Annotated in this window: 18 protein-coding genes; 12 read left to right on the forward strand and 6 right to left on the reverse strand. The window is 63.4% G+C overall.

Annotated elements, in window-relative coordinates:
- Positions 1-2: 2 nt before the first annotated feature.
- Together ACZ1JV_RS08730 and ACZ1JV_RS08735 are read left to right on the forward strand one after the other, a co-directional pair.
- Positions 3-1,589, forward strand: a complete 1,587-nt coding sequence (locus ACZ1JV_RS08730) for an FMN-binding glutamate synthase family protein (protein WP_465151266.1) — start codon at positions 3-5, stop codon at positions 1,587-1,589.
- 13 nt (positions 1,590-1,602) lie between these two features.
- Positions 1,603-2,571: a quinone oxidoreductase family protein gene (locus ACZ1JV_RS08735; RefSeq protein WP_465151267.1), complete on the forward strand. Its 969-nt coding sequence runs from the start codon at positions 1,603-1,605 to the stop codon at positions 2,569-2,571.
- A gap of 241 nt (positions 2,572-2,812) precedes the next feature.
- Here the strand turns inward: ACZ1JV_RS08735 and ACZ1JV_RS08740 are convergent, their stop codons facing one another.
- From ACZ1JV_RS08740 to hemE, 4 genes are all read right to left on the reverse strand, one after another.
- Positions 2,813-3,490: a TerC family protein gene (locus ACZ1JV_RS08740; protein ID WP_465152527.1), complete on the reverse strand. Its 678-nt coding sequence runs from the start codon at positions 3,488-3,490 to the stop codon at positions 2,813-2,815.
- 51 nt (positions 3,491-3,541) lie between these two features.
- A complete protein-coding gene (gene rho, locus ACZ1JV_RS08745; protein ID WP_395329707.1) occupies positions 3,542-4,798 on the reverse strand; it encodes a transcription termination factor Rho in 1,257 nt (418 codons plus the stop codon).
- Between the two features lie 217 nt (positions 4,799-5,015).
- Positions 5,016-5,459, reverse strand: coding sequence for a CopD family protein (locus ACZ1JV_RS08750; RefSeq protein ID WP_465152528.1), 444 nt, complete (start codon positions 5,457-5,459; stop codon positions 5,016-5,018).
- A 113-nt stretch (positions 5,460-5,572) separates the two neighbouring features.
- A complete protein-coding gene (gene hemE / locus ACZ1JV_RS08755; RefSeq protein ID WP_465151268.1) occupies positions 5,573-6,598 on the reverse strand; it encodes a uroporphyrinogen decarboxylase in 1,026 nt (341 codons plus the stop codon).
- Positions 6,599-6,944: 346 nt separating this feature from the next.
- On the opposite strand from hemE, the gene ACZ1JV_RS08760 reads away from it, so the two are divergent.
- From ACZ1JV_RS08760 to ACZ1JV_RS08805, 10 genes are all read left to right on the forward strand, one after another.
- Complete coding sequence (locus ACZ1JV_RS08760) at positions 6,945-7,787, forward strand: pyruvate, water dikinase regulatory protein (protein WP_465136780.1); 843 nt, start codon at positions 6,945-6,947, stop codon at positions 7,785-7,787.
- Positions 7,788-7,803: 16 nt separating this feature from the next.
- Entirely contained in the window at positions 7,804-8,388 is a 585-nt protein-coding gene (locus tag ACZ1JV_RS08765; protein ID WP_465151269.1) for a Maf family protein, read from the forward strand.
- Positions 8,385-9,248 (forward strand): shikimate dehydrogenase family protein, encoded by an 864-nt coding sequence (locus ACZ1JV_RS08770; protein ID WP_465151270.1) that lies wholly within the window; start codon positions 8,385-8,387, stop codon positions 9,246-9,248. The genes ACZ1JV_RS08765 and ACZ1JV_RS08770 overlap by 4 nt, the downstream gene beginning before the upstream one ends.
- Complete coding sequence (gene coaE, locus ACZ1JV_RS08775; protein WP_465151271.1) at positions 9,245-9,865, forward strand: dephospho-CoA kinase; 621 nt, start codon at positions 9,245-9,247, stop codon at positions 9,863-9,865. Before ACZ1JV_RS08770 ends, coaE begins: the two co-directional genes overlap by 4 nt.
- Positions 9,866-9,915: 50 nt before the next feature.
- Complete coding sequence (gene dnaQ, locus ACZ1JV_RS08780) at positions 9,916-10,599, forward strand: DNA polymerase III subunit epsilon (protein ID WP_465136776.1); 684 nt, start codon at positions 9,916-9,918, stop codon at positions 10,597-10,599.
- 25 nt (positions 10,600-10,624) lie between these two features.
- Positions 10,625-11,194, forward strand: a complete 570-nt coding sequence (gene hpf / locus ACZ1JV_RS08785; protein ID WP_465136775.1) for a ribosome hibernation-promoting factor, HPF/YfiA family — start codon at positions 10,625-10,627, stop codon at positions 11,192-11,194.
- Positions 11,195-11,321: 127 nt separating this feature from the next.
- Positions 11,322-11,783, forward strand: coding sequence for a PTS sugar transporter subunit IIA (locus ACZ1JV_RS08790; RefSeq protein WP_465136774.1), 462 nt, complete (start codon positions 11,322-11,324; stop codon positions 11,781-11,783).
- Positions 11,773-12,270, forward strand: coding sequence for a PaaI family thioesterase (locus ACZ1JV_RS08795; RefSeq protein ID WP_465151272.1), 498 nt, complete (start codon positions 11,773-11,775; stop codon positions 12,268-12,270). Before ACZ1JV_RS08790 ends, ACZ1JV_RS08795 begins: the two co-directional genes overlap by 11 nt.
- 2 nt (positions 12,271-12,272) lie before the next feature.
- The gene (locus tag ACZ1JV_RS08800) at positions 12,273-12,605 is read left to right on the forward strand and encodes a DUF1491 family protein (RefSeq protein ID WP_465151273.1); all 333 of its coding nucleotides are present in this window, start codon (positions 12,273-12,275) and stop codon (positions 12,603-12,605) included.
- Positions 12,606-12,796: 191 nt separating this feature from the next.
- The gene (locus ACZ1JV_RS08805; protein WP_465151274.1) at positions 12,797-13,441 is read left to right on the forward strand and encodes a cell wall hydrolase; all 645 of its coding nucleotides are present in this window, start codon (positions 12,797-12,799) and stop codon (positions 13,439-13,441) included.
- Between the two features lie 102 nt (positions 13,442-13,543).
- On the opposite strand, the gene xth is transcribed toward ACZ1JV_RS08805, so the two are convergent.
- Complete coding sequence (gene xth, locus ACZ1JV_RS08810; protein WP_465151275.1) at positions 13,544-14,320, reverse strand: exodeoxyribonuclease III; 777 nt, start codon at positions 14,318-14,320, stop codon at positions 13,544-13,546.
- Positions 14,317-14,646, reverse strand: coding sequence for an iron-sulfur cluster insertion protein ErpA (gene erpA / locus ACZ1JV_RS08815; protein ID WP_465138620.1), 330 nt, complete (start codon positions 14,644-14,646; stop codon positions 14,317-14,319). The genes xth and erpA overlap by 4 nt, the downstream gene beginning before the upstream one ends.
- Positions 14,647-14,692 lie beyond the last annotated feature (46 nt).

Here is a 14,692-nt window from a genome sequence, read left to right on the forward strand (position 1 = left end):
CAATGACCATAGCCCCGCGCTACGCCGTGCCGCTGGCGGTCGTGAGTCTCACGGCCATCTGCTGGTTCCTTCCGTCGTGGCGCTGGGCCTTTTGGCTCATGGTGCCGGTCCTGCTGCTGACCCTCTGGGACTTCGTGCAGGGCCGCCACGCGCTGAGACGCAACTATCCGCTGATCGCCCGGGTCCGCTGGCTGTTCGAGGACCTGCGCCCTTACTTGCGCGCCTATATCGTCGAGGGCGATCGCGAGGGCCGGCCCTTCACGGTCGAGGAGCGCAGCTTGGTCTATGCCCGCGCCAAGGGCGAGATCGATTCCCACCCGATGGGTACCGAGCTGGACGTCTATTCCGACGAGTACGAATGGCTGGGCCATTCGATCGCGCCGAATGAGAAGGCGCCGAAAGACTGGCGCGTGAAGATAGGGGGCAGCGAATGCAGCAAGCCCTACGAAAGCGCCCTGCTCAACATTTCCGCCATGAGCTTCGGCTCGCTCTCGGCCAATGCCATCGAGGCGCTGAACAAAGGCGCGGCGATGGGCGGCTTCGCGCATGACACCGGCGAAGGATCGATCAGCCCCTATCACCGCACGTATGGTGGCGACCTGATCTGGGAACTGGGCAGCGGCTATTTCGGCTGCCGCCACCCGGATGGCAGCTTCGATCCCGATCTCTTTGCCGAACAGGCACAGAGCGAGCAGGTTAAGATGGTGGAGATCAAGCTGAGCCAGGGCGCCAAGCCCGGCCACGGCGGCGTCCTGCCCGGCCCCAAAGTGACGAAAGAGATTGCCGAGACGCGCAAGGTGGAAGTGGGCAAGGACTGCCTCTCCCCCGCCGCGCATTCGGCCTTCTCCACGCCGATCGAGCTGCTCGAATGGATCGTGCAATTGCGCGAACTGTCCGGCGGCAAGCCGGCCGGCATGAAACTCTGCGTCGGCCAGCCGCATGAGATCATGGCCATCGTGAAGGCCATGATCGAAACCGGAATCACCCCGGACTTCATCGTCGTGGATGGTGCCGAGGGAGGCACTGGCGCGGCACCGCAGGAATTGACCGACAATGTCGGAATGCCACTGCGCGAAGGGCTGATGCTGGTGCGCAATGCCCTTGTCGGCGCGAACCTGAAGGACCGCATTCGTCTTGGTGCATCGGGCAAGATTCACTCCGGAGCCGGCATGGCCCGTGCTTTCGCGCTCGGGGCCGACTGGTGCAATGCCGCGCGTGCCTTCATGTTCTCCCTCGGCTGCGTGCAATCGATGAAATGCCACACCGGCGAATGCCCGACCGGCGTCGCCACCCAGTCGTTCTGGCGCCAGCGCGGACTGGTGGTGGAAGACAAGGCCGAACGCGTCGCCCGCTTCCAGAAGGAAACGCTGAAGGCCCTGCGCGAGATCGTCGTCTCGATGGGCTATGACAGCCCCTGGGAGCTTACCCAGCATGACATGTACCAGCGGATAGACAGTGCCAAGGCCGGCCCGCTGGACGAAGTCTATCGCTTCCTCAAACCCGGCGAGCTGCTCGCCGATCCCGACTCCACGCCCTATGCGCGTGCGTGGAAAGTTGCGCGGGCGGACACCTTCCGCCGCGTGTTCTGAAGGACCGAATGCCATGACCACCGGATACCGGATGATCGCCCGTCGCCACGGCGGCCCCGAAGTAATCGAGCGGGAGGACTTCATCGTCCCCTCCCCCGGCCCGGGCGAACTGGTGATCGAGACCGAGGCTGTCGGCCTCAACTTCATCGACACGTATTATCGTAAGGGCCTCTATCCCGATCCGCTGCCGATCAGCCTCGGATCGGAAAGCGTCGGCCGGATCGTCGCACTGGGGGACGGTGTTACCGGATTCGGCATCGGTGACCGCGTCGGCACCACCAGTGCCGGCGGTGCCTATGCCACGCACCGGCTGCTCAAGGCGGACAAGGCCATGCACATCCCGGACGGCATCGCGCCGGAGATTGCCGCCGCCGTCATGCTCAAGGGCCTGACCGCCTGCTATCTGGCCGAGGACACCTTCCCGGCTGCTGCCGGCCATGTCGCGCTGGTCCATTCGGCGGCAGGGGGAGTCGGCTCTCTGCTGGTGCCCTGGCTGCTTGACAAGGGAGTCACGGTGATCGCCCATAGCGGCTCTGCGGAGAAGGCCGCACAGGTTCCGGGCGAGCATTCACTGTTCTGCGATTTCAAGGATTTGCCAGAACAGATTCGCCAGATCACGGGTGCCGCAATGTGCCATGTCGCTTACGACGGCGTCGGCGCGGATTCCTGGAACGCCTCAATCGCCTCTCTGCGACGGCGGGGTCTCATGGTGACCTATGGCAATGCCTCCGGTCCGGTTCCTGCCCTGCCCCCGCTCGACCTCATGCGGGCCGGCTCGCTCTATCTCACGCGCCCGACTCTGGCGGATTATGTCGTTACGCCGGAAGAACTCGCAGTAAGCGCCAAGAAGCTGTTCGACCGGATCGCCAGCGGAGTCCTCTCCCCGAAGATCGGACAGACTTTCCGGCTTGAGGATGCAGCTGAGGCCCATCGCGCCCTCGAATCTCGCGCCACTACGGGCTCGACGGTTCTGGTTCCCTAAAGAGCGGCAGGGCCTCCAAGGCACTAATTTGCCTGCGATTGCCCACACTTCCATCGTCATCCCCGCGAAGGCGGGGATCCCGCTACTTTCGCACCGCATCTCAAGCAAAGCGGGGTCCCTGCCTTCGCGGGGACGACGGGATTGATGCCGGCGAGATTGAGCAGCCCAAAAGGCGCTGATCATAGCAACCAAAGAAAAAGGGCCCGGAAGCAGCACACTTCCGGGCCCTTTTTTGTTTCGCTTACATCAGGGTGATGATGCCCAGCTGCGGATCGACCCAGCCTTCGTAGATCATCTTGACCGCCACGTAGAGGATCACCGCAAGGCCGATCCACGCGATCCAGCGATAGCGTTCGATATACCGGGCGATGAAATTCGCCGCGACGCCCATCAGGGCCACCGCGAAGATCAGACCGACGATCAGAATCCCCGGATGATCACGCGCGGCGCCGGCCACGCCGAGCACATTATCGATCGACATCGAGATATCCGCGACCGCAACCGACAGGGCGGCACCGGCAAAGCTCTTGGCAGGCTTCACGCCGGAATGCTCGTCCCCCTCGATCTCGGGCGAGCCCGGCGAGTGATCGCCGCCCCGAATCTCGCGGTACATCTTCCATGCCACCCAGAGCAGCAGCAGGCCGCCCGCGAAGACGAGGCCGACGATGCCCAGCAGCCAGGTCACCACCAGCGCGAAGCCGATGCGCAGAACCAGCGCCGCGATCACGCCGATGGCGATCACCTTCTTGCGCTGATCGGCGGGAAGCCCCGCCGCCAGCGCGCCAACGACAATGGCGTTATCGCCCGCCAGCACCACGTCGATCATCAGGACCTGGAGGAACGCCGACATGGCTGCCGGCGATCCCAGGTTCGAGAAGTCGTTGACGATGTGCTGCCAGATCTCCGCCGGCCCACCCATGGACGCGGTGGCGACAAGCGTATCGAGAATGCTCAAGCCCCCGAGCCCCTCTTACTGGTTCATCGTCGCGAAGAAGTCCTCGTTGGTCTTCGAGTCCTTCATCTTGTCGAGCAGGAACTCCATCGCGTCGACCGTGCCCATCTGCATGAGGATACGGCGCAGGACCCACATCTTGGTGAGCTGGTCCTTCGGAACCAGCAGCTCTTCCTTGCGGGTGCCGGACTTGCCGACATCCAGCGCCGGGAAGATGCGCTTGTCCGCCACCTTGCGGTCAAGGACGATTTCCGAGTTACCGGTGCCCTTGAACTCTTCGAAGATGACTTCGTCCATGCGGCTGCCGGTATCGATCAGGGCCGTGGCGATGATCGAGAGCGAGCCGCCCTCCTCGATGTTGCGCGCGGCGCCGAAGAAGCGCTTGGGGCGCTGCAGGGCGTTGGCATCCACACCGCCGGTCAGCACCTTGCCCGAGCTGGGCACAACGGTGTTGTAGGCGCGGCCAAGGCGGGTGATCGAGTCCAGCAGGATGACGACGTCGCGCTTGTGCTCGACCAGGCGCTTGGCCTTCTCGATCACCATTTCGGCGACCTGGACGTGCCGCTGGGCGGGTTCGTCGAAGGTGGAGGAGATAACCTCGCCCTTCACCGAACGCTGCATGTCGGTGACTTCTTCCGGACGCTCGTCGACGAGCAGCACGAGGAGGAAGACTTCCGGATGGTTGTCGGTGATGGCCTTGGCCATGTTCTGCAGCAGCACGGTCTTACCGGTGCGCGGCGGCGCCACGATCAGGGCGCGCTGGCCCTTGCCCTGCGGCGAAATGAGATCGATCACGCGGGCCGACTTGTCCTTGACCGTGGGGTCCAGGCTGTCGAGCTTCAGGCGCTGATCGGGATAGAGCGGCGTCAGGTTGTCGAAGTTGACGCGGTGGCGCACCACGTCCGGATCGTCGAAGTTGACGCTGATAAGCTTGGTGATGGCGAAATAGCGCTCACCGTCCTTGGGCGCGCGAATCTCGCCTTCCACGGTGTCACCCGTGCGCAGTCCCCATTTGCGGACCTGATTGGGCGAGACGTAGATGTCGTCCGGACCGGCAAGGTAGTTCGCCTCAGGGCTGCGCAGGAAGCCGAAGCCGTCCGGCAGCACTTCGATGGTGCCCTGTCCGATGATTTCCTCACCGTCCTCGGCCACTTCCTTGAGAATGGCGAACATCAGGTCCTGACGGCGGAGCGTCGAGGCGCCTTCTACGCCGAGTTCCTCCGCCATTTCGACCAGATCGGCCGACGATTTCTTTTTGAGTTCTTTGAGATGCATTTTTTCTGGTTTCCGAATGGAAATTTCTTGGGAGTCGGCCGGCGGATCGGATGGGCTTGGGGAAAGCGGATCCGGGCAGGAGAATGGGCTCGCCGCCCTGTGCCGGGACAAGGCTCAGATAGGGATTCCGCCGCCTTCGGTCAACGCGCGATCCACAAGCCGGACTCAGCCTGCGCCCAAACGATGACTCGAACGATCCCCAAACGATCGGGGCCGATCAGAACGGCTTGACGACCACCAGGATGACGATGACCACGGCGGCAAGCCCCGGAATCTCGTTCAGCAGGCGCAGCTGCTTGCCGTTCAGCGTGCGTTCGCCCTTAGCCAGCTTCTTCGCATAGCCCACCAGCCAGCCGTGATATCCGGAAAGACCCAGCACGAACAACAGCTTGGCATGCAGCCAGCCCTGGCTCCAGGCGTCGATCGAGAAGGCCGTGGCGATCCCGAAGATCCACACCATGATCAGGGAGGGCGTCAGGATGATCTTGCGCAGCTTCGCTTCGCGATCGATCCAGCGCGCGGCTTCCGCCGAGCCGGGCTCCGCTTCCTGATGATAGACGAAATAGCGCGGCAGCATGAACAGCCCGGCCATCCAGAAGATCACGAAAATGACGTGTCCGGCCTTGAGCCAGAGATAGAGCATCGAAAGCGTTTCCTGCATCGGCGCGCGCAGACTCGTTGGAGCGGCAAGGCGCCCCTCCTGCACGCTCCCCCCGCGCGGTTCAAGGTGATTCCAGTAAGTTGTCGTCCTCCCCATGCCGGGGAGGACAGGAATTACCGCGACCACTCCCGCACGATACGTAGCAGCGCCTCGACATGTTCGATCGGCGTGAACTGGCCGATTCCGTGCCCCAGATTGAATACATGCGGCCGGTCGGCAAAGGCATCGAGCACGCGCCGCGCGCCGGATTCGAGTTCCGCGCCGCCCGAAAGCAGCAGCAGCGGATCGAGATTCCCCTGCACCGGCATGCCCTGCGGCAATTCGCGCGCGGCCCATAGGGGGTCTATCGTCTCATCGATTCCGACCGCGTCCACCCCGGTCTCGCGGGCGTAAGCGGGTAATTTTTCGCCTGATCCCTTGGGGAAGCCGATGATCGGAGTCTCCGGATGGCGCGCCTTCACTGCGGCAACGATGGCGGCATTGGGCGCGATCACCCATTGCTCGAACTGAGCGGGCGAAAGCGAGCCTGCCCATGAATCGAACAACTGCACGGCCTCAGCCCCGGCCTGAATCTGGCCACTGAGATATTCGACAGTCACCCCCACGATAGCCTGAATGATCTCCGCGAACGCCTGAGGGTCGCGATAGGCCATTGCCCGGGTCTCATGCTGGTCCCGGCTACCCTCGCCCGCACACATGTACGTAGCGACCGTCCAGGGGCTTCCTGCGAAGCCGAGCATGGTCTTGTCCAAATCGAGTGCCCCGCGAACCTTGCGCACCGTCTCGTAGATCGGAGTCAGGCGTTCCGGGACGGCGGTGAGTCCGCTCAGCGCGCCGTCGACAAGGCGGGGAGTCAGTTTTGGGCCTTCCCCGGCCAGGAACTGAAGATCCTGGCCCATCGCGTAAGGCACGATGAGAATGTCGGAAAACAGGATCGCGCCATCGAATCCGAAACGCCGGATCGGCTGAATCGTAATCTCGGCCGCGGCGTCGGTATCGTAGACCAGCGCGAGGAATCCCCCCTTTTCGGCGCGCAGGGCGCGATATTCGGGAAGGTAGCGTCCAGCCTGACGCATAAGCCAGATTGGGCGCCTGCTCGGGTTCGTTTTGCGCAGGGTGTCGAGAAGAAGGCCAGGCATCGAGATTCAGGTCCAGTCCAAAAAAATAAGATTCTTAAAAGGTTGATAGAGTCTGTTGGCCCTGTGGATATCGGGGACGATTGAACCCTGCCCGATTTATCCCGGGCTGAACAGGTTCAAGAGTCAGCTGCGACTCTCCGAAGAGTCTGAGTCAAAGACTCTTTATCCCGGTTACCCACAGGGTGTGGGCGGGATTTGAATCTTGTTTAAGAATCATCCGATTGAATCGGTTCAACGGGGAGGAAAACGGCTTCCCGAGTTGTCACCGTATCCATCCCGTGGTTTATGCCGGGACATATCCACAGCGCCCCTGTGGAACCCCCTGAACACCCCGGAAAAGGCCGATATGGCGCGATTTCATCTCCATCTTCTCTCCGATTCAACCGGCGAAACGCTGGAGATGATCGCCAAGGCCGCGCTCGCCCAGTTCGACGATTCCGATGTGTTGCGGCACTTCTGGCCGATGGTGCGTTCGCAGCAGCATCTGGACCGGATCATGGGCGAGATTGCCGCCAATCCGGGCCTCGTGTTCTTCACTTTGGTGAATGAGGAAACGCGCGGGCGGCTGGAGGAACGTTGCCAGCAGCTCGGCTTGCCGGCGATCGCGGTGCTGGATGGGGTGACCGATGCGCTGGAAGCGCTCTTGGGGCAGGAAGCCAAGGGTCGTCCGGGCCGTCAGCATCGGCTGGACGATGCCTACTTCGCGCGCGTCGATGCGATTCAATTCACCATCGCCCATGACGACGGCATCGCCTGGGAGGATTGGGAAGAGGCCGATATCGTGCTGGCGGGCGTGTCGCGCACCAGCAAGACGCCGACTTCGATCTATCTCGCCAATCGCGGCTACAAAGTGGCGAACATTCCCATCGTCGTGGAAAGCCCGCCGCCCTCGATCCTGTTCGGCTTGAAGCGGCCGATGGTGGTGGGCCTTACCACCGCGCCGGACCGGTTGATCCAGATCCGCCGTAATCGCCTGCTTTCGCTCAGCCAGTCGCCCGATACCGATTATGTGAAGACCGATAGGGTGGAGGATGAGCTGAAATATGCGCGGCGCATGTTCGCGGACAATTCGTGGCCGGTGATCGACGTGACGCGCCGCTCGATCGAGGAAACCGCGGCGGCCATCATCAACCTCTACAACGAACGCAAGGCTTCCGGACCGCAGGAAACCGAGGGCGGGCCCGTTTGAATCTCAGGAATTTTCGATGATCGTACTCGCCTCCCAAAGTGCCTCGCGCCGCGCCATGCTTGAAGCTGCCGCGATTCCGTTCCGCGCCCAGCCCGCGCATGTCGACGAGCGCGGCATCGAAGCCGGGCTTGTCGGCGCCGCGCCCGCGACGATTGCGCTGGAACTGGCGAAAGCCAAGGCGCTGGCGGTCTCGGTCGAGGCGCCGGGCGAACTTGTGTTGGGCAGTGACTCGCTGGTGGAATGCGGCGGACGCCGGTTCGACAAGCCGGGCAGCCGGGAAGCGGCGGCCGAGCATCTGCGCTTCTTTTCGGGCAAGGTGATGAATCTGCACAGCGCGGCGGCACTGGCGCGCGATGGCGAAATCGTCTGGGCGGAAGACGCCGTGGCGTCGCTGCATGTGATCGCCATGTCGGACGCGTTCATCGAACACTACCTCGATGCCGAATGGCCCGAAGTGGCCGGCTGCGTAGGCGTTTTCCGGATCGAGGCGCGCGGCGTGCAACTGTTCGAGGCGGTCGAGGGGGACTATTTCACCATCCTCGGCATGCCGCTGTTGAAAGTACAGGCGGCGCTGCGCCGTCTGGGAGAGATCGAGCAATGAGTCAGCCTTATGCTGAAGTGATCGGCGATCCGATCGCCCAGTCCAAGTCTCCGGTGATTCACGGGTACTGGCTGGAAAAGCTGGAAATCGAGGGGCGATACGACCGCCATCAGGTCAGCACCGATGGTCTTGCCGACTATCTGGCCACGCGGCGCGCCGATCCGGATTGGCGCGGCTGCAATGTGACGATGCCGCACAAGTTGGCGATTCTGCCGCTGATGGACCGGCTGGACCCACTGGCCGAACGGATCGGCGCGGTAAACACGGTCGTGCGCGAAGCGGACGGCACACTCACCGGTTACAACACCGATGCCCCGGGATTCCTCGAACCGCTGGAATCGCGGCTGGCCGAGACTCACCTGTTCCGCATGGCGCGCGTGCTCGGCACTGGCGGCGCAGCGCGGGCGATCGTCGCGGCTTTGGCCGAGCGCGGTTTCGTGATCGTGCTGGCGGGCCGCGATCCTGCGAAAGCGCAGGAGATGCTGGGCGAACTGACCGCGCAGGACGATCACCACGCGATTCACCTCGGCCACTTTGCCGATCCCACCGATTTCGCCTTCGACGATCGCGAACAGTGCTTCGACGTGGTCATCAACGCCAGCCCGCTGGGCATGACCGGGCAAGAGGCACTCGCCTTCGATTTCAGCCACGCCCCGCCGAAAAGCGTGGTCTACGACATCGTCACCAGCCCGCGCGATACCGCCTTCCTGCAAGCGGCACGGGCGGCCGGGTTCGAGACGGTGGACGGACTCGCCATGCTGATCGGTCAGGCCGACCATGCCTTCCGCCGCTTCTTCGGCGCAGTGCCGCCGCGCGATACCGCCAGCGACGCCGAACTGCGCGCGCGGCTGGAGGCATGACCGTGCCCGCGAAAGCCCCAAAAACAAGGCCGAAAATCCTGGGCCTCACCGGCTCGATCGGCATGGGCAAGTCCACCGTAGCGGCCATGCTGCGCGATCTGGGCGTGCCGGTGTTCGACGCCGATGCTGCCGTTCACCAGCTGCAAGGTCCGGGCGGCGCATTGCTGGGCGAGATCGAGGCGGCGTTTCCCGGCACCACCGGGGAGAGCGGCGTGGACCGCGCGAAACTGGGCGCGGCGGTCTTCGGGAATCGCGAGGCGCTGGGGCGACTCGAATCGATCGTCCATCCGGCGGTCGGTGCCATGCGGCGGGCATTTCTAAGGGATAATGCCGATGCGCCGCTGGTCGTCTTCGATATTCCCCTGCTCTACGAAAAAGGGGGACATGAGGGTCTCTACGGAGTGGCCGTAGTCTCCGCTCCTGCAGAGGTGCAGCGCCAGCGGGTGCTGACCCGGCGGGGCATGACCACGGAAAAATTCGAACAGATTCTGGCGCTTCAGGTCCCCGATGCAGAAAAGCGCCGGCGGGCCGACTTCGTCATCGATACCGGAACGTCGCTCGCAGAGACCCGCACCGAGGTGGAGCGCATCGTGGCTGCGTTGGGGCGGCAGGAATAATCCGCGCCAAGCCCTTGCGAACCCGCCCCGGCAGGCAGATATGAGATTAGATGCGAGAGATCATATTCGATACCGAAACCACGGGATTCGACCCTAAGACCGGGGACCGGATGGTCGAAATCGGCTGCATCGAAATGGTCAACCGGGTGCTGACCGGTCGCAGCTACCACGCCTATTTCAACCCCGAACGCCCGATGCCGGCCGAGGCTGAGGCCGTGCACGGCCTGTCCGACGCCTTCCTTGCCGACAAGCCGCTATTCGCTGCCGGCGCGCAGGATTTCCTCGACTTCATCGAGGATAGCCCGATGGTCGCGCACAATGCGGGGTTCGACTTCAACTTCATCAATCACGAACTGGGCCTGCTGGGTCTGGCCCCGGTCGACAAGTCGCGCATGGTCGATACCGTGGCGCTGGCCAAGGTGCGCCATCCGGGCGCCAAGCTTTCGCTCGACGCGCTCTGCACGCGTTACGGAATTGATCGAAGTCATCGTACCAAGCACGGCGCGCTTCTAGACGCCGAACTGCTGGCGCAGGTCTATGTGGAACTGCGCGGCGGCCGTCAGATCGGCCTTGAACTGATGGCCGACGCAACCGAGATCGTGGTGGAAATGAAAGTCCTTACCCGAAAGGACCGACCGTTCCGCCAGCCGCGTCCCCACGCGGCTACCGAAGCGGAACTCGCCATTCATGCCGAGTTCCTCAAGTCGGTCGATACCCCGCTCTGGGGTGACTGATACAATAGCAGAGGAGTATTCGCTCATGGACATCCGCGTCTCCGGTCACCAGGTCGAAACCGGTGAGGCCCTGCAGGTTCACACCAGCGAGCGACTGACGGTGATCATAGACAAGTACTTCAACCGCGCGTTGTCGTCACATGTCACGTTCGGACGGGCGCCTGCCGGTGCTTTCCGCTGCGATATCATCATGCATGTGATGCAGAACCTCGTGCTAAAGGCCACCGGGATGGCGCAGGACGCGCATCTCGCACTCGATCAGGCGTCGGAGAAGATCGACAAGCAGTTGCGGCGCTACAAGCGTCGATTGAAGGATCGGCACGAACAGACCGCCCATGCCCTCGCCACCGAGGAAGCCGCCTACACCATCTTCGAAGAACCCCAGGTCGAGGTGGACGACGAACTGGATGCTGATGCTCCGGTGGTCATTGCGGAGACCCGCGTGGACGTTCCCGAAGCCACGGTTTCCGACGCGGTGATGATGCTGGACTTGCGCAATACCACTGCGCTCCTGTTCAAAAACGCTGGCACTGGCCGGCATAATATGGTTTACCGCCGCGGCGACGGTTCGATTGGCTGGGTCGAACCGCACTGACGCCGACAGCAGCGTCTTGCGGCGCCTGCACTTCTGATCGGAGGAGAGTAAGCAGCCCCCGGACCTACCGGGGGTTGCGAGCGTTTAGGCATTGGCAACCGATCTGAGACCAGAACCAGAAAACGAAATGAGCAGTCTTTTCAATCTTCTGCCCGACGCTGTCACCACAGCCAGCGCGGATACCAAGGCATCCATTCTGGAGCGCCTCGCCGGCATTTTCACCGAAGTCTACGGGCTCGATCGGGACGTCGTGCTTGCGCGCGTGCTTGATCGTGAAGCGCTGGGCAGCACCGGATTCGGCCGGCGTATCGCGATTCCCCATGCCCGCCTTTCCGGTCTTTCGCGCCCGGTGGCGGCCTTCATCCGGCTCGATTCGCCGGTTGAATTCGATTCCGCCGATGGCCAGCCGATCGATATCGTTTTCGGCCTGCTCTCGCCCGAGGGCGCCGGCGCGACGCATCTTCATGCCCTGGCGGCAATCTCGCGCATGATGCGCGACGAACGTATGCACGAGGCCTTGATCGAGGCGCCCGGCGCGGAGGCGCTCTACAGCTTGCTCAGCAACGTTATCGACCGCGATGCAGCCTGACACGTCGGGTGCCGGCCCCGGTGCCGGTGGCGCCGACACCAGCGGGGCCGCCCTGCATTGGCGTGCGCTCGAAAGTCTCTACGCCTCGGCACCGATCAACGGCCTGTTCGCCTCGCGTCTGGAAGTTCCCGGTGAGGGGCGGGCGCGGATCACCTTCGATGTCGATCCCGCGTGTTTCCACGCTGCCGGTGCCGCTCACGGCACGATCTATTTCAAGATGCTGGACGATGCGGCCTTCTACGCGGCCAACACGCTGGTCACCGATCGCTTTCTGCTGACGACATCGTTCAACCTCCTGCTCAGCAAGCCGATCAAGGGCGGCACCATCGTTGCCGAGGGCCGCTGGGTCAGCGGCCGGCGCCGCGTGCTGGTGGCGGAATCGCGTCTGGTGGATGAGGATGGCGACGAAGTGGGCCGCGGCACTGGCACCTTCATGCGATCGCGGATCGCGCTTTCCGGCTTGCCCGGCTACGCTGGAACCGCCTGACGATGGACGCCCGCCTGCCCGCGCATCTGGAGGTCAGCGCCCTCATCCGTGCGGCCGAAACCGCAGGCGGGTTTGGGATGGTTATACAAAAAGGTGAACGCGACGCCGGCACGATCCTTGTCGTGCTGCTCGAAAACGGGCGCGACGGGCGGGCCTATGAACGCATGCCGCAGATCGACGGCAGCCGCGCCTGGACTTGTTCGAAACGCGAAGAATCGGCAGATCCCCTAGCCTTTTCGGATTACGTGCAACGACGGGCCGGGCAGGACCCCGATCTCTGGGTGATCGAACTGGACACCGCAAGACCCGAACGGCTCATCGGCATTGGAGGATAAACGCGGTTGACTTGCACGCCCTGCAAGTTAATGGCCCCTTCACACACGCGCAGGCGGTCGGGCAGCAATAAGGCATGCTCGACTAGCACGCAGACGGGGGATCGTCGGCAGATCGTGTGAATGTAACGTCCTAAATGGACGATGCGTTCCCATCTGCGTCGGACTGGTTCACCGCCTTTGAACAAGAGTAAATGCGAAGCAAAGTTCAGTGGGCGAGCATGGTCGCGCTTGCCGCTACGGTTATGACCGCTCTTTTCGGCGCACAGGGTTCGGGCGCCGCTGCCAGCCAGCCGGTTCTGGTTGCAGCAAAATCGAACACCGAGACGGCATTCGTTTCCACGCCGGTCGTCCAGTCCCTCCCCGCCGACGGGGCAGCTGCGACGGACAATCAGGCTGACGATGCCCAGAACGATCCGCAGGATGCCGATTCCCTTGCGCAGCTGGTTGCCATGCAGCCCAGCGCCGGGTCGGTCGACCGTGAGATGCGGTGCCTTGCCGGCGCCATCTATTTCGAAGCCCGCGGTGAAACGCAGGAAGGCCAGCTTGCGGTTGGCCGCGTGATCATCAATCGCGCCGAATCCGGCCGCTTCCCCGCCAGCTATTGCGGCGTGGTCTATCAGCCGGGCCAGTTCTCCTTCGTGCAGGGCAAGCATATGCCCAGCATCCGCGAAGCCTCGGCCGACTGGCACGAGGCCCTTGCCATCGCCCGCATCGCGGTGGAGGAAACCTGGAAGAGCGAGGCGGAAGACGCCCTCTACTTCCACGCCAAGCGCGTCTCGCCCAAGTGGCGCCTGACCAGGATCGCCCAGGTCGACGATCACATCTTCTATCGCTGAGCTTCAGAAGCGGGCGTTCGCCCCGCTTCCGCTTCGCCAAAAAGAATGGGGTCCGAAGCTAGCTGCTTCGGACCCCATTCTTATGTCTGCCTGCGGCGGCGATCAGTCGCGGAGCTGCACCCAGACCGGCGTGTGATCGCTGGCCTTCTCGCGCCCGCGATAGGCCTTGTCGACACCGCAAGTCTCCAGCCGGTCGGCCAGTTCGGGCGACAGCAGGGCATGATCGATGCGGAAGCCGTGATCGCGCTGCCAGGCGCCGGCCTGATAGTCCCAGAACGTCCAGACCCCGCCGCGCGGGTTGTGCGTGGCGATTGCGTCGGTCCAGCCGTCGCCCAGCAGGCGGAAATAGGCATCGCGCGATTCCGGCTGCATCAGGGCATCCGCCGCCATCGCGGGCGGGGACCAGACATCCTGATCGGTGGGAATCACGTTGTAGTCGCCAGTGACGATCGCCGGCACTTCCTCGGCCCGGATCGCGGCCATGCGCTGGCGCAGGCGGTTCATCCAGCGCAGCTTGTAATCGAACTTGGGGCCGGGCACCGGATTGCCATTGGGCAGATAGATGCAGACGACCCGCATGCCGAAGACATCGGCTTCCAGATAGCGCGAATGCTCATCCTCGGGCTCGCCTTCCAGACCGCGCTGGACTTCGACCGGCTTCACCCCGTCGGCCAGGATGGCGACGCCGTTGAAGCCCTTCTGGCCATGCCAGATGCCCTGATAGCCGATCTTCTCGAATTCCTCGATCGGGAAGCCTTCGTCCTGGCTCTTGATCTCCTGCAGGCAGGCGACCGAGGGGCGGGTTTCTTCCAGCCATTCGAGCAGGCGGGGCAGGCGCGCCTTGACCCCGTTGATGTTGAACGTGGCGATCTTTTTCATACGGAGAAGCTGGATCCGCACCCGCAGCCGGCGGCGGCATTGGGATTTTCCACGCGGAAGGCGGCGCCGCCCAGCGATTCGACGTAATCGACCACGCAGCCGCTGACGAGATCGAGGCTCACCGAATCGACCACCAGACGCACGCCATCGGTTTCGGCCACGGAATCGTCGGATTCAGGGGCATCGGCCAGGCCGAACTTGTACTGGAAGCCCGAACAGCCGCCGCCTTCCACCGAAAGGCGAAGGATCGCGGGCTTGCCCTGCTTGTCGGCAATGGCGGCGACGCGCGCCGCAGCCGAAGGGCTGAGTGTAACGGTTTGGTCCATGCCTGCGATGTAGGCTTCGCAGGCCCGCGCGGCAAGGTGAGAGCGC

It is taken from the genome of Novosphingobium sp. BL-S-19 (assembly GCF_055521675.1).

Coding starts and splice junctions, on each gene's coding strand:
- ACZ1JV_RS08730 (WP_465151266.1), top strand. CDS start 3: ATGACCATAGCCCCGCGCTACGCCGTGCCGCTGGCGGTCGTGAGTCTC.
- ACZ1JV_RS08735 (WP_465151267.1), top strand. CDS start 1,603: ATGACCACCGGATACCGGATGATCGCCCGTCGCCACGGCGGCCCCGAA.
- ACZ1JV_RS08740 (WP_465152527.1), bottom strand. CDS start 3,490: ATGGGTGGGCCGGCGGAGATCTGGCAGCACATCGTCAACGACTTCTCG.
- rho (WP_395329707.1), bottom strand. CDS start 4,798: ATGCATCTCAAAGAACTCAAAAAGAAATCGTCGGCCGATCTGGTCGAA.
- ACZ1JV_RS08750 (WP_465152528.1), bottom strand. CDS start 5,459: ATGCAGGAAACGCTTTCGATGCTCTATCTCTGGCTCAAGGCCGGACAC.
- hemE (WP_465151268.1), bottom strand. CDS start 6,598: ATGCCTGGCCTTCTTCTCGACACCCTGCGCAAAACGAACCCGAGCAGG.
- ACZ1JV_RS08760 (WP_465136780.1), top strand. CDS start 6,945: ATGGCGCGATTTCATCTCCATCTTCTCTCCGATTCAACCGGCGAAACG.
- ACZ1JV_RS08765 (WP_465151269.1), top strand. CDS start 7,804: ATGATCGTACTCGCCTCCCAAAGTGCCTCGCGCCGCGCCATGCTTGAA.
- ACZ1JV_RS08770 (WP_465151270.1), top strand. CDS start 8,385: ATGAGTCAGCCTTATGCTGAAGTGATCGGCGATCCGATCGCCCAGTCC.
- coaE (WP_465151271.1), top strand. CDS start 9,245: ATGACCGTGCCCGCGAAAGCCCCAAAAACAAGGCCGAAAATCCTGGGC.
- dnaQ (WP_465136776.1), top strand. CDS start 9,916: ATGCGAGAGATCATATTCGATACCGAAACCACGGGATTCGACCCTAAG.
- hpf (WP_465136775.1), top strand. CDS start 10,625: ATGGACATCCGCGTCTCCGGTCACCAGGTCGAAACCGGTGAGGCCCTG.
- ACZ1JV_RS08790 (WP_465136774.1), top strand. CDS start 11,322: ATGAGCAGTCTTTTCAATCTTCTGCCCGACGCTGTCACCACAGCCAGC.
- ACZ1JV_RS08795 (WP_465151272.1), top strand. CDS start 11,773: ATGCAGCCTGACACGTCGGGTGCCGGCCCCGGTGCCGGTGGCGCCGAC.
- ACZ1JV_RS08800 (WP_465151273.1), top strand. CDS start 12,273: ATGGACGCCCGCCTGCCCGCGCATCTGGAGGTCAGCGCCCTCATCCGT.
- ACZ1JV_RS08805 (WP_465151274.1), top strand. CDS start 12,797: ATGCGAAGCAAAGTTCAGTGGGCGAGCATGGTCGCGCTTGCCGCTACG.
- xth (WP_465151275.1), bottom strand. CDS start 14,320: ATGAAAAAGATCGCCACGTTCAACATCAACGGGGTCAAGGCGCGCCTG.
- erpA (WP_465138620.1), bottom strand. CDS start 14,646: ATGGACCAAACCGTTACACTCAGCCCTTCGGCTGCGGCGCGCGTCGCC.